This window comes from Streptomyces sp. NPDC102441 (assembly GCF_044765585.1).
Lineage (GTDB): Bacteria > Actinomycetota > Actinomycetes > Streptomycetales > Streptomycetaceae > Streptomyces.
The window spans coordinates 25,239-38,826 of the sequence record NZ_JBIWKH010000002.1; the positions used below are offsets into that span (position 1 = coordinate 25,239).

10 protein-coding genes and 2 pseudogenes are annotated in these 13,588 nt (G+C 70.9%); 7 read left to right on the top strand and 5 right to left on the bottom strand.

The window, feature by feature from the left end; genetic code table 11:
- Positions 1–6 precede the first annotated feature (6 nt).
- From ACIREO_RS03710 to ACIREO_RS03725, 4 genes are all read left to right on the top strand, one after another.
- Entirely contained in the window at positions 7–1,158 is a 1,152-nt protein-coding gene (locus tag ACIREO_RS03710) for a Gfo/Idh/MocA family protein (RefSeq protein WP_404104540.1), read from the top strand.
- The gene (locus ACIREO_RS03715) at positions 1,155–2,297 is read left to right on the top strand and encodes a dihydrodipicolinate synthase family protein (protein ID WP_404104542.1); all 1,143 of its coding nucleotides are present in this window, start codon (positions 1,155–1,157) and stop codon (positions 2,295–2,297) included. The genes ACIREO_RS03710 and ACIREO_RS03715 overlap by 4 nt, the downstream gene beginning before the upstream one ends.
- Positions 2,294–3,127: a sugar phosphate isomerase/epimerase family protein gene (locus ACIREO_RS03720; protein ID WP_404104545.1), complete on the top strand. Its 834-nt coding sequence runs from the start codon at positions 2,294–2,296 to the stop codon at positions 3,125–3,127. The genes ACIREO_RS03715 and ACIREO_RS03720 overlap by 4 nt, the downstream gene beginning before the upstream one ends.
- 282 nt (positions 3,128–3,409) lie before the next feature.
- Positions 3,410–4,489 (top strand): NlpC/P60 family protein, encoded by a 1,080-nt coding sequence (locus ACIREO_RS03725; RefSeq protein ID WP_404104547.1) that lies wholly within the window; start codon positions 3,410–3,412, stop codon positions 4,487–4,489.
- A gap of 286 nt (positions 4,490–4,775) precedes the next feature.
- Here the strand turns inward: ACIREO_RS03725 and ACIREO_RS03730 are convergent, their stop codons facing one another.
- The 3 genes from ACIREO_RS03730 to ACIREO_RS03740 all read right to left on the bottom strand — a co-directional run bounded on the left by ACIREO_RS03730 (position 4,776) and on the right by ACIREO_RS03740 (position 10,032).
- Complete coding sequence (locus ACIREO_RS03730) at positions 4,776–5,513, bottom strand: class I SAM-dependent methyltransferase (protein WP_404104549.1); 738 nt, start codon at positions 5,511–5,513, stop codon at positions 4,776–4,778.
- 272 nt (positions 5,514–5,785) lie between these two features.
- Positions 5,786–9,331, bottom strand: coding sequence for an NB-ARC domain-containing protein (locus ACIREO_RS03735; protein ID WP_404104552.1), 3,546 nt, complete (start codon positions 9,329–9,331; stop codon positions 5,786–5,788).
- A gap of 410 nt (positions 9,332–9,741) precedes the next feature.
- Complete coding sequence (locus ACIREO_RS03740; protein WP_404105767.1) at positions 9,742–10,032, bottom strand: hypothetical protein; 291 nt, start codon at positions 10,030–10,032, stop codon at positions 9,742–9,744.
- On the opposite strand from ACIREO_RS03740, the pseudogene ACIREO_RS03745 reads away from it, so the two are divergent.
- Positions 9,946–10,236 (top strand): annotated as a pseudogene (locus ACIREO_RS03745) (hypothetical protein); the annotation flags it as partial. The gene ACIREO_RS03740 and the pseudogene ACIREO_RS03745 overlap by 87 nt on opposite strands.
- Positions 10,237–10,294: 58 nt before the next feature.
- Positions 10,295–10,705: a hypothetical protein gene (locus ACIREO_RS03750; RefSeq protein ID WP_404105769.1), complete on the top strand. Its 411-nt coding sequence runs from the start codon at positions 10,295–10,297 to the stop codon at positions 10,703–10,705.
- Positions 10,706–10,726: 21 nt separating this feature from the next.
- Here the strand turns inward: ACIREO_RS03750 and ACIREO_RS03755 are convergent.
- Positions 10,727–10,846 (bottom strand): annotated as a pseudogene (locus ACIREO_RS03755) (Txe/YoeB family addiction module toxin); the annotation flags it as partial.
- Positions 10,847–10,891: 45 nt separating this feature from the next.
- Complete coding sequence (locus ACIREO_RS03760; RefSeq protein WP_404104555.1) at positions 10,892–11,170, bottom strand: type II toxin-antitoxin system Phd/YefM family antitoxin; 279 nt, start codon at positions 11,168–11,170, stop codon at positions 10,892–10,894.
- Between the two features lie 111 nt (positions 11,171–11,281).
- Between ACIREO_RS03760 and ACIREO_RS03765 the strand changes: the two genes are divergently transcribed.
- Positions 11,282–13,513, top strand: a complete 2,232-nt coding sequence (locus ACIREO_RS03765; RefSeq protein WP_404105722.1) for an ATP-dependent RecD-like DNA helicase — start codon at positions 11,282–11,284, stop codon at positions 13,511–13,513.
- The last annotated feature ends 75 nt before the right edge of the window (positions 13,514–13,588 follow it).

Genomic DNA, 13,588 nt, shown 5'->3' on the forward strand with positions numbered 1-13,588 from the left:
ACTTTCGTGACACGCAGGACAGTGCGCATCGCCATGAACGGCGTCACGGGACGCATGGGATACCGGCAGCACCTGGTGCGCTCGATCCTCGCGATCCGCGAGCAGGGCGGCCTCGACCTCGGCGGCGGCGAGGTGCTGTGGCCGGAACCCGTGCTCGTCGGCCGCCGCGCCCACGCGCTGGAGGCACTCGCCGGCCAGCACGGCCTCACCGAGTGGTCGACCGACCTGGACGCGGTGCTCGCCGACGGGTCCATCGACATCTACTTCGATGCCCAGGTCACCTCGGCCCGCGTCGAGGCCATCAGGAAGGCGATCGCCGCCGGCAAGCACATCTACACCGAGAAGCCCACCGCCACCGACGTCGAGGGCGCGCTCGAACTCGCCCGCCTCGCCCGTGACGCCGGCATCAAGCACGGCGTCGTCCAGGACAAGATCTTCCTCCCGGGCCTGCTCAAGCTGAAGCGCCTCATCGACGGCGGCTTCTTCGGCGAGATCCTCTCCGTGCGCGGCGAGTTCGGCTACTGGGTCTTCGAAGGCGACTGGCAGGAAGCCCAGCGCCCCTCCTGGAACTACCGCGCGGAGGACGGCGGCGGCATCGTCGTCGACATGTTCCCGCACTGGGAGTACGTCCTGCACGAGCTGTTCGGCCAGGTCACCAGCGTCTCGGCACACGTGCAGACGCACATCCCGCAGCGCTGGGACGAGCAGGGCAAGCCCTACGCCGCCACCGCCGACGACGCCGCGTACGGCACCTTCCAGCTGGCCGGCGGCGCCGTCGCCCAGATCAACTCCTCCTGGGCGGTCCGCGTCAACCGTGACGAGCTCGTCGAGTTCCAGGTGGACGGCACCCACGGCTCCGCCGTCGCGGGCCTGCGCAACTGCCGTGTCCAGCACCGCTCGGCCACTCCCAAGCCGGTCTGGAACCCGGACCTCCCGGTCACCGAGCCCTTCCGCGACCAGTGGCAGGAAGTCCCCGACAACGCCGAGTTCGACAACGGCTTCAAGGCCCAGTGGGAGCTCTTCCTGCGCCACATCGTCCTGGACGAGCCCTACACCTGGGACCTGATGGCCGGCGCCCGGGGCGTCCAGCTCGCCGAGCTCGGCCTCAAGTCCTCGGCCGAGGGCCGCCGCTTCGACGTACCGGAGCTGAGCCTGTGACCATCCACCTCCCCCAGGGGCCCTACGAACCCCGGGCCACCCCGCTCGACCTGGCACCGTCCGGTGCGCCCCTCGCCTCGCGTACGGTCTTCTCCGCCGCCCATGTCGTCGCCGACCCGTACGCCGACATCAGCCCCGACGACCCGGTCGCCGTCGACTGGGACGCCACCCTCGCCTTCCGCCGCCACCTCTGGTCGCACGGCCTGGGTGTCGCCGAGGCCATGGACACCGCGCAGCGCGGCATGGGCCTGGACTGGGCCGGAGCGGCGGAGCTGATCCGCCGCTCCGCCGCCGAGGCGAAGTCCGTGGGCGGCAGGATCGCCTGCGGTGTGGGCACCGACCAGCTCACCGGCCCCGCCACCCTGCCCGAGGTGCGCGCCGCGTACGAGGAGCAGCTCGCCCTGGTCGAGGCGAGCGGCGCCCAGGCGATCCTGATGGCCTCCCGCGCACTGGCCGCCGCCGCGAACGGCCCCGAGGACTACCTGAAGACGTACGCCCATCTCCTGCGCCAGGCCACGGAGCCCGTCGTCCTGCACTGGCTCGGCCCCATGTTCGACCCGGCACTGGAGGGTTACTGGGGCAGTTCGGACCTCGACGCCGCCACGGACACCTTCCTGAAGGTCATCGCGGAACACCCGGACAAGGTCGACGGCATCAAGATCTCGCTCCTGGACGCCGAGCGCGAGATCGACGTACGGCGCCGTCTGCCCAGTGGGGTGCGCTGCTACACCGGCGACGACTTCAACTACCCCGAGCTGATCGCGGGCGACGACCGGGGCTTCAGCCACGCCCTGCTCGGCATCTTCGACCCGCTGGGCCCGATGGCCGCGCACGCGGTGCGGGTCCTGGACACCGGGGACGTGGACGGCTTCCGCGCCCTCCTGGACCCCACGGTCGAGCTGTCGCGGCATCTGTTCAAGGCCCCGACCCGCTTCTACAAGACGGGTGTCGTGTTCCTCGCCTGGCTGGCGGGCCACCAGGACCACTTCACGATGGTCGGTGGTCTGCAGTCCGCGCGCTCGCTGCCGCACCTGGCGAAGGCGTACGAACTGGCCGACCGGCTCGGCCTGTTCCCGGACCCCGAGCTGGCCGAGGCCCGTATGCGTGCCCTGCTGACCGTCCACGGAGGAAGCCGATGACCAGCGAACTGTCCCGCCTCTCCATCAACCAGGAGACGGTCCGGCAGCTGTCCCTGCCGGAGCTCGTCGAGGGCTGCGCCAAGGCGGGCATCGGCAGCGTCGGCCTGTGGCGCGCCCCGGTGCAGGCGTACGGCGTCGAGCGTGCCGGGCAGCTGATGAGGGACGCGGGCCTCACCGTCACCAGCCTCTGCCGCGGCGGCTTCCTCACCGCGGCCGACCCCGCCGAACGCGCCCGCGCCCTGGACGACAACCGCGCGGCGGTCGACGAGGCCGCGGGTGTGAACACCGACACCCTGGTCCTGGTCTCCGGCGGACTCCCCGACGGGGAGAAGGACCTGCACGCCGCCCGGGAGCGCATCGCCGACGCACTGGCCGAGCTGGCTCCGTACGCCTTCGAGCGGGGGATCCGTCTCGCGATCGAGCCGCTGCACCCGATGTTCGCCTCGGACCGCTGCGTCGTCTCCACCCTCTCCCAGGCCCTGGACCTCGCGGAGCGCTTCCCGGCCGAGCAGGTCGGCGTGGTCGTCGACGCCTACCACATCTGGTGGGACGACCAGGTGGCCGCACAGATCGACCGGGCGGGCGCCGGCGGCCGGATCCACTCGTTCCAGCTGGCCGACTGGATCACTCCGCTTCCGGCGGGCGTTCTGGTGGGCCGAGGGCAACTGGGCGACGGCTGTGTGGACTTCAGGACGATGCGCGCGCAGGTCGAGGCGACCGGCTTCGACGGGCCGATCGAGGTCGAGATCTTCAACGAGGGGCTCTGGGCCCGTGACGGAGCCGAAGTGATCGCCGAGGTCGCCGCACGGTACCTGGAACACGCCTGCTGACACCCGGCCGAACACGCCGCTGCACGCCGCTGACAGCCCTCCGGGGCCCGGTACCGAGGACCGGGCCCCGGAGGGCTCGTTCAGCCCGATGTTGACGACTTTCCTGTGAAGATTGCGTAGATCACGAGACGGTTACTAGAGTCGAGCCTCGAACCTTCGCACGATCGACCATCCAGCCGGGATGGCAGCGAAGTAACCGCCGCGTCCGTGACGTGCACGGAGCCGGGGATTTCCGTCCCTCATGGCCCGGTAGGCGGCTCGAGGAAGAAGGAGCTCGCCTTCGTGGCGTCCCACCGTCGTCCCAAGCAGCCGTCCCGCACCCGCGTGACCGTGCTCACCGTGACCGCCGCTGCGGCCGTGGCCCTGACCTCTCAGGCGGCCCACGCCGACCCCAAGCCGACCAAGAGCGAGGTCAAGGCGAAGGTCGACAAGCTCTACCACGAGGCCGAGGTGGCCACGGAGAAGTACAACGGTGCCAAGGAGCAGCAGGACAAGCTCAAGAAGCAGGCCGACGCGCTCCAGGACAAGGTCGCCCGCGGTCAGGACGAGCTCAACATCCAGCGCCGGGAGCTCGGTTCGCTCGCCACCGCGCAGTACCGCTCCGGTGGTCTGGACCCGTCGGTCCAGCTGCTGCTCTCCTCGGACCCGGACAGCTTCCTCGACCAGGCCTCCGCGCTCGACCAGCTGACGGCCAAGCAGACCGAGTCACTGCAGAAGGTCCAGGCGAAGCAGCGCACCCTCGCGCAGCAGCGCAAGGAGGCGCAGGGCAAGCTCGACGCTCTCGCGGAGGTCCGCGAGACGCTCGGCAAGAGCAAGGAGCAGTTCCAGGGGAAGCTCGCCGACGCCCAGAAGCTGCTGAACACCCTCACCGCCGCCGAGCGCGCGAAGATGGCCGCGGACGAGGAGCGCGCCAGCCGTGCCGCTGCCGAACGGGTCGACATCGGCGGGCAGGGCGGCCAGGGTGACGGGAGCACCGCAGGCGGCTCGGTCGAACTCGGCAACGAGGTCCCCGCGTCCGCGCTCGGTGCCGCCGCCCTCCAGGCCGCCAACACCCGGGTGGGCAAGCCGTACGTCCGCGCCGCCACGGGACCCGACTCCTTCGACTGCTCAGGCCTGACCCAGTGGGCCTACGCCCAGGCCGGTGCCCAGATCACCCGCACCACGTACACCCAGATCAACGCAGGCACCCGCATCGCTCGCAGCCAGCTGAAGCCGGGCGACCTGGTCTTCTTCAGCAACACCACGCACGTGGGGCTCTACGCGGGCAACAACACCGTGCTGCACGCCCCGTATCCGGGCACCAACGTCCGCTACGAGTCGATGTCGACCATCGGCAGCTTCCAGGCGGCCGTCCGCATCTGATCGCGGCACTCGGCACCCGAGAACCACCCTGCGTAAAGAGATGGTAAAGGTGGGCAACCTTTACCCACCCTCCCCGGTCGTACTTCGCGTCGGGACTTCCGGGGAGGGGTCCGGGGGGATCGGGAAGCCCGACGGAGGGGGAAAGCGAGGGGGGTCCGGCCTGTGGGCCGGGCCCCATTCCGCTTTCTCCGACCTCGCCCCGCACCTCGCCGAAGCGCAGAGTGCGCTCGCCCGGGGGATTGCGGCGCCGGCCCCGCGCACCTGGTGGAGATCGAGACCACGGTGATCATCGACTGAGCGGCCGGGGCTTCCTGAAGAGCGCGGCCCAGAGGAAGTCCTCGCCGAAACAGGGGGAGTCGGCCGGCTCGTCCCGCATCCGGCGCAGCTCGATCTCCTCCATCCCTTCGAACATCCAGCGCAGTGACTCGGGGGTGAAGGCGAGACCACCCTGTAGCCCGTGTGCGCCGTAGAGTTCGGCGTCCGGCAGCTCGGAGCCCATCGCGCCGGAGGCGAAGCAGCTGAGGGCGAGATGCCCGCCGGGAGCGAGGGACCGTTCCACCAGCTGGAGATAGCTGACGCGCCGGTGCGGTGGCAGGTGGTGGAAGCAGCCCGAGTCGTTGATCAGGTCGTACGGTCCGGACGGCGCGCCCTCGGCGAAGGCGTCGCCGCAGTGGAAGCGGATGTCCGCGCCTGCCTCCTGGGCGCGCTCTTTCGCCCAGGCGACGGCCCCCGGCGACAGATCGACGGCGTCCACCTCGAAGCCGCGCGATGAGAGCCAGAGTGCGTTGCGCCCCGGGCCGCATCCGAGATCCAGCGCGCGCCCCGGGGCGACCAGCCCCCGTTCGACGTACGAGACGAGGTTCTCGTCGGGCTTCGCCACGAAGAACGGAACGGGCTTCGACCGGTCCTCGTAGAACCCGTCCCACCAGTCGCCGGCCCCGCTGGTCCACCGGTCGGCCTCCGGTGCGAACAGGGTGTCCATGAGCTTCAGTACGTCGTCGACGGAGCGCACGTTCCGGTCCATCCGGAACCCCCTTTCCGAGGCTCTGATTCTAGGCTGAAATGCGTCATCACCCCAGGTCAGAGCGAGTGTACGGCGGCTCTGGGCGGGGCGCCGCAGGTGGTTCGCGGGGGTGCTGGACGCCGTGGTCCGGCCACGGGCGGGAGGGCGCCGGGCGGGCCCTGGAGGGGCCTCGGCGGGGCGTGGTGCCCGACGCCGCGGTGTGTTTCTCCGCCACTTCGCGGACCAGGAGAGTGCGGCTCGCATCCCGCATCCCGAACCCCGAATCCCGGAGCTCAAGCCTCGGGGCCCGGGCGGAAGAGGTAGGTGTGGACGCCCCGGTCGGAGTCGGCGTGTACCAGGAAGCCGTCGGGGCTCTCGGAGAGGGAACAGGCGGTGAAGGGGGACGGGGTGTGGAGACGGGCCATGAGAGTGAGGGCCGGGAGGGAGCGGATCTCGACGAGCCCCCTGGAGGTGACGACGCAGAACCAGGTGCCGTCGGGAGAGATGGCGAGGTCGACGGGATTGGTGAGAGGGAGACTCGCGAGAACGGTGTCGGTGGGCAGGTCGTGGAGCACCACAACACCCGACCAGCCGACCAGGAGGCTGTCTCCGTCCGGGTGGGCGGCGGCGCATTGGGCAAAACCCGTCTCGCCCGGGCCGGGTGGGGCGCCGAAGGTGAGAGTGCCGCCGTCGCGATACCAGACGCGGACCGCGGTACAGGGGGACCGCTGCCACAGGGGGGCCGACGTAAGAGGTCGCCAGGCGGAGGACACCCAGGAGCCGTCCGGTGCGACCGTCAGGAGCGCGCCGTCGGTCACAGTGCCGTCGATCCGCGTACTGAACAGCCGGGCGCCGGTCGCCACCTCCCACAGCTCGACGGAGTCGCCACCTTGCAGGGCGATCAGGCTGCCGTCGGGGGTCCAGGACGCACCGCCCGCCGGGAAGCCACTCATCAGCGGCAGAGAGGCCTCGGAATCAGGGTGGACGAGACCGACCTGGGCAACCGGGTCCTGCCAGTGCTCCGGGAGGTCGTCCACGGGGCGAGGGGCCGCGACTCCGAAGTCCGGACTCTGCCCGGGAGCCGGAGAACGGGGTACCCAGCGGTCGCACCGCCACGGCGACCAGACCACGAGGGTCGCTCCCGAGGCCAGGGGGACCGTGTGGACACGCCGCGAAGAGTCGGGTGTCGCCTCACCGAGCTCCGCGACGGGGTCGGAGACGGACACTCCCCTCCGTACGCCCCTGGCCATCCGGCCATGCCCGTTGACCACGACGTTGTGTGTGGGCCCTGCGCCGCCGTGTTGCCCCCGCCGCAGCGCGGGCTCGCCTTCGCGCCGCAGCTGCCGCCATTCCCCACTCCGGAAGTTCAGGCACTCGAAGACGGTGGTTCCGTCGGACGAGACGACGACCTGGCTGCTCCCTCGGTCGCAGGGGTAGCCGCGCTCCTCTCCCGTCAGCAGGTCGCGGAGGCGGGCGTCGTCCTCGACGCCGTAGACGAGGAAGTCTCCGGCAGCGTCGACGTTCCGCACGCCCCCCGCGCCCAGGGTCGTGGGCGCTCCGTCCTCCTCGTCCCTGTCCCGCCAGTCGTGAAGAACCAGTGCGCGGCCCGCGTGGACCACGGTGACCGCACCCTCCGAGGAGATTGCCAAGCAGCGCAAGAGGCCTTCGGGGCGTTCGGCACGTCGAGGTCTCTCCTCCTGCCGACCATGCCCGCTCGGGTCCTCGACACGGCACACCGCCACTTCGTCCGTGGAGCAGAAGGCGACCCACTCCCCGTCCGGAGAGACCGCCACGCCGGCAAGGAAGTCGAACGGGCACACCGCCGTGCGCTCGTTCCCCGTGCCGACCTCCCACACCGTGGCGACGCCGTCGCCACGGACGCGGACGTGGACGAACCAGCGCCCGTCCGCGCTCAGCGCGCAATTCGAGCCCATTTGCCCGTCACGGAGGCCGATGTCATGGACGAACGGGCGCCCCCACAGCACCCTGCCCGACTCCACGTCCCACTGCCTGACGTAGCCGCCCTCCACCGCCGTCACGGTGGCGCCGTCCGGGGCCAGGCCGACGTCCATGACGGGGTTGACGGCAGGCAGCACCCTGAGGACCGACGGGTCGGGCAGGTCCGGCGGCGGAAGGTGGTTGAGGAGGGCCGGCCCCGGCAGGCCGGCGGCCCGCTCGGTGGCCCGGTCCGCCCAGTGCGGCTGCCCGCCCAGGCGGCTGTACAGCGTGGCGGCTCTGATGGCCCATGGGTCCTCAGGGGCCATCAGGTGTGCCACCGCCGAGATTTCGCTCGCCCGACGGGCGGCCGTCTCGGTGGGGACCAGCCGGGCGTCGTTGAAGGGTGCGCTCTGGTTCCGGTGCCGGATTCGCTGTTCGACCCAGCGCAGGTCGCCGACGAGCTGGTCCGCCTCGGACACCAGCCCGGCCTCGACGAGATGGTGTACCAGGTGGTCGTGGAGGTAGCCCTCCGGGAGATCCCACCAAGCGGTCGGTGGCGGGGAGGGCCGGGCGCCGGCGATCAGGTGGGCGTGGGCGGCGGTGAGGCGGTCGGGGCCGAGCTCGGCGCGCAGGTAGTCGCGGACGACGTCGTGGAGGAGGAGGCCGCCGGAGTCGTTCAGGCCGATCAGGGCGACGTCCCGCAGGCGCCGGCAGAGCGCGCGGGAGCGGACGGGTTCGTACCCGGCCGTCTCCCGCCACATGGCGCAGACGAGCTCCACCGGGATCACCTCGTCCTCGGCGAAGGTGCCCAGTTCCAGCAGCCGTTCGCGTTCCCCCGAGGTCTCGGAGAGGAGGCGGACCGATGCCTCGACGGTGGCGCGGACGGCCTTCTCCCGCTGGGCGGGGTCGTCGAGGTCGAGGGCTTCGGGGTCGCTGCCCAGATCGGCCCCGGCGGGCCCCGCGGCGCACAGCAGTGCCAGGGTCTCGGCGCAGGAGTCGGCGAGGGAGAGGCCGGTGGCCGTCTCTGCCACGAGGCGGCGGTTGACCAGGCGGAGGAGGAGGGGCCACCCGCCGGTGGCGGTGAGGAGGGCGGCCGTCTGGTCGCCGGAGAGGCTGAGATCGGTGGTGAGGACGGTCCCGGCCTGCTCGTCGGTCATCCGGTCGACGAGGACGCGTGGGGCGTGGTCCGGGAGCACGGAGGGGATGCGGGTGGTGACGAGGCGGACGCACCTGCGCCCGCCGATCAGGAAGGGCGCGAGCTGAGCTTCGCTCCACACATCGTCGAGGACGAGCAGCAGCGGCCGGCCCCACTCGTCCAGTACGCGCCCCAGCTGGGCCCCCGCCATCGCCGGGTCCTCGTGGAACAGGGCCTCCTCGCCGGTGACCAGCCGAATCACCTCGGCGGCCTTGGCGGCGATCCGCGGGCCGCCGCGCAGGTCGCCCCCGAGCGTGACGAAGAGGATGTCGGGGAACCGGCGTCGTACGCGCTCGTCCGCACAGACAGCCTTGGCGAGGGTGGTCTTCCCGAAGCCGCCGGCGCCGTGGAGGCCGGTGGTCAGGCCGACGGTGCCGGAGTTCTCGGCGAGGACGGCATCGACGGCCCGCGCTGTCTCCTCGCGGTCGACCATCCACCGCGGGGGCTGCGGTACGGTGCTGGGCGGGATCACTGTGGAGCGACGCCCCGTCGGGCCCGCTGCACGCCGGCGCTCTACGGCCAGCAGCGCCCCCGTCAGCACCAGCACGGCGGCGAGCGACACCCACGGGTAGCGTCGCAGGACGTCCAGCCAGCCGGGCCAGCGATCGGCCTCGGTGGCGGCGTTCCCGGCCAGCGAGGCAGCCAGCGGCACCGCTGCCCCGAGGGTCACCCCGATCATCCCTCCGGCGACCTCGCGCGCCCGCATGGCTCCCCCAACCGCTCTGCTGCACGGGTGTGTTGTGGCGAGCGTATCCGGTCAGGGGTGCGGGGGACGGGGCACCGGACGGCTCGCGGTACTGCCGGACCGGTCCTGTGGCGATGGTGAGTGGACCGGCGAGAGCCTCGGGCCGGACGTGTGGGAGACGTACCGTGATCTGTTCCCGGTCGGGGGTGTGTTCGCGTTCCCGGCCGAGCACCGGGGTGAACCCGAAGGCACAGGCCTCGATGGCCGCCAGGCTGACAGGCCGCCGCCGGAGTGCTCCCACGACGCGGACCGGTGATTCAGGGTCTTCTCCGGGGTGGATCGGGCGCTTGTCGGTCAACTTCTTCCTGGGGCAAGCCGTCTTGTCCCACACGCCACCTGAGCGAGGAGAAGTCATGCACCGGACCCGAGGCCTACGCCGCGCCCTGACCGCCCTGCTCGCGACGAGCGCGCTCGGCGCCGCCGTCGTGACCGTGCCCGCCGCCCGGCCGGCCGGAGCCGCCGCGCGGACGGAGCGTGACGTCGGCGCCCGAGTCATCGAGGAGCGGCCCGCCGGTGAGCGTCTCGTCGATCTGACGGTCCGCTCCCCGGCCCTGGCGGCGGACGCCGCCGTACGGCTGCTCACCCCGGACGGCTGGGAGGAACGCGGCCCCGGTGACAGGTGGCCGGTGCTCTACCTGCTGGCCGGCGGCGACGGGGACCATCTCACCTGGACCGAGCAGTACGAGGTTCAGAACCTGCCCGAACTGCGCGACACCCTGGTCGTGATGCCCTCCATGCCCCTGTTCGGCTTCTACAGTGACTGGCGGCGACCGGCCGAGGACGGACCGCGCGCCGTGGAGACCTTCCACCTGCGCGAGGTACGCCCGCTCCTGGAACGCCACTACGGGGCGGGGACACGCCGCGCGGCGGCCGGGGAGTCCCAGGGAGGGTTCGGGGCCCTCTCGTACGCGGCCAGGAACCCCGGTGGCCCAACGGGATGTCTGGGAGGCGCACGATCCCTACCATCTCGCCCCGCGGCTGCGCCACACGCCCGTCTACCTCTCCAGCGGCGACGGCAGAGCCGGCGCGCTCGATCCCGAGGACGTACAGCCCGACCCCGAGATCCCCGGCCTGGAGGACCCGGCACAGCCCTTCCCCGAGGACGTCATCTCGCCGACCGAAGCCCTGATGGGCGAGGAGAGCCACATGGTGGCGGACCGCCTCCGCCGCCAGGGCACACCCCTGACCACGCACTTCTACCGGGGAACACACGACCCCCTCTACTGGGAACGCGAACTGCGCAGGTCACTGCCGCTGCTGCTGCGCTCCCTCGGGAAGGCACCGGTCCCGTGGAGTGGACGGCCGCAGGCATGGAAAGGTACGCCAACCGCTTGACACGGTTTCGCTGCTGGTGGGTCAGCCGTAGTGGTAGCGGGCCTGCACGATGATCAGCTCGGACTCCGTCGCCTTGCAGACCAGGCGGTGTTCGTCGTCGACGCGACGGGACCAGTAGCCGCTGAGGTCACCTCGCAGCGGACCAGAAGGTGTAGTCCGCCCAGCCGCGCGAACTGAAGGCGAGCTTCACCCCTCGTTGCCGTTGCCGCCGGCGCGCGGGAGATCCATGAGCTCGTGGTACTCCGTTTCGCCTGCCTCGACCTCGGCGATGGACTCCAGAAGCCGACGGGCGTTCGCCGTCGAGCGCATCAGACAGATCGTCTCCTGCCAGGAGGCGAAGTCCTCCTCGGACATGAGGACCGCGTTTCCCGCACGGGAGGTGATGTGCACGGGGGCGTGGTCCTCATTGACCTTCTCGATCAGCGGGAAGAGGTTCTTCCTGGCTTCGCCGGCTGTTATCGACATGACGAACCTCTTCCCTGGCCCACTGGTACCGCTCATGGTGCCAGTGGGTCGTGTCAAGGGCAGCGGCTTCCGGTGTCAGCCCCACCCGATACCGTCGGATCCATGTCCACCATGCCGAACATGGCTGTCCTCGAAGGCGTCCTGGAGCGGATCACGTACGCCAACGAGGAGAACGGGTACACGGTCGCGCGCGTCGACACCGGGCGCGGGGCGGGCGACCTGCTCACCGTCGTCGGCTCGCTGCTGGGCGCGCAGCCCGGTGAGTCGCTGCGGATGGAAGGGCGTTGGAGCTCGCACTCGCAGTACGGCAAGCAGTTCACCGTCGAGAACTACACGACGATCCTGCCCGCCACCATCCAGGGCATCCGCCGCTACCTCGGCTCCGGCCTGATCAAGGGCATCGGGCCGGTCATGGCCGACCGCATCACCACCCACTTCGGCGTCGACACCCTGGACATCATCGAGCAGCAGCCCAAGAGGCTCGTCGAGGTCCCGGGCCTCGGGCCGAAGCGGACGAAGATGATCGCCGCGGCCTGGGAGGAGCAGAAGGCGATCAAGGAGGTCATGGTCTTCCTCCAGACCGTCGGCGTCTCCACCTCCATCGCCGTCCGTATCTACAAGAAGTACGAGGACGCCTCGATCTCCGTCGTGAAGAACCAGCCCTACCGGCTGGCCTCCGACGTCTGGGGCATCGGCTTCCTCACCGCCGACCGCATCGCCCAGGCCGTCGGGATCCCCCACGACAGTCCGGAGCGGGTCAAGGCCGGACTCCAGTACGCCCTGTCGCAGTCCACGGACCAGGGGCACTGCTTCCTCCCGGAGGAGCGGCTGATCGCCGACGCCGTGAAGCTGCTCCAGGTCGACACCGGCCTCGTCATCGACTGCCTGGCCGAGCTCGCGGAGGACCCTGAGGGGGTCGTACGGGAGAAGGTGCCGGGTCCCGAGGACGGGCAGCCGGTCACCGCCGTCTATCTGGTCCCCTTCCACCGTGCCGAGATCTCCCTCGCCGCCCAGGTGCGGCGTCTGCTGCGTACGCCGGAGGACCGGATGCCGGCCTTCGGGGACGTCGACTGGGCCAAGGCACTGTCCTGGCTCGCCGGGCGTACGGGGGCGACACTGGCGCCCGAGCAGGAGGCGGCCGTCCGGCTCGCTCTCACCGAGAAGGCCGCCGTGCTGACGGGCGGCCCCGGCTGCGGGAAGTCGTTCACCGTCCGCTCGGTCGTCGAGCTGGCCCGCGCGAAGAACGCGAAGGTGGTGCTGGCCGCCCCCACCGGGCGAGCCGCGAAGCGGCTCTCGGAGCTGACCGGGGCCGAGGCGTCCACCGTGCACCGGCTGCTGGAGCTGAGGCCGGGCGGGGACGCGGCGTACGACCGTGACCGGCCGCTGGACGCCGATCTGGTCGTCGTCGACGAGGCGTCGATGCTCGATCTGCTGCTCGCCAACAAGCTGATCAAGGCGGTGGCACCCGGTGCCCACCTCCTGCTGGTCGGCGATGTGGACCAGCTGCCCTCGGTCGGCGCCGGGGAGGTGCTGCGGGATCTGCTCGCCGATGGCAGCCCCGTCCCGGCGGTCCGGCTGACCACCATCTTCCGGCAGGCCCAGAAGTCGGGCGTCGTCACCAACGCCCACCGGATCAATTCCGGGGTGCCGCCGCTGACCCAGGGGATGGACGACTTCTTCCTGTTCGTGGAGGACGAGACGGAGGACGCCGGGGTGCTCGCCGTGGACGTCGCGGCCCGTCGTATCCCCGCCAAGTTCGGGCTCGATCCGCGCCGTGACGTGCAGGTCCTCGCCCCGATGCACCGTGGTCCCGCGGGTGCGGGCCACCTCAACGGACTGCTCCAGCAGGCCATCACCCCGGGCCGCCCCGGCCTGCCCGAGAAGCGGTTCGGCGGCCGGGTCTTCCGGGTCGGTGACAAAGTGACGCAGATCAGGAACAACTATGACAAGGGTGAGAACGGCGTCTTCAACGGTACGGTCGGTGTCGTCACCGGTCTCGACGCGGACGAACAGACGCTGACGGTTCGCACGGACGAGGACGAGGAGATCGCCTACGACTTCGACGAACTGGACGAACTCGCCCATGCCTACGCGATGACCATCCACCGCTCGCAGGGCAGCGAGTACCCGGCGGTCGTCATTCCGGTCACCACCAGTGCCTGGATGATGCTGCAGCGGAACCTGCTGTACACCGCGGTGACCCGAGCCAGGAAGCTGGTCGTACTGGTCGGTTCGCGCAAGGCCATCGGCCAGGCAGTCCGCACGGTTTCCGCAGGCAGGCGCTGCACGGCGCTGGATTTCCGGCTCCGTGGCGAGGCGCCCGGAGACTTCCCGGAAAAATGATCGATCAAAACGGTGGGATACGTCACTGAGCCCTTCCGGAACCGGAGGGGAGGGGGCAGGATGAGGAAGTTGGCG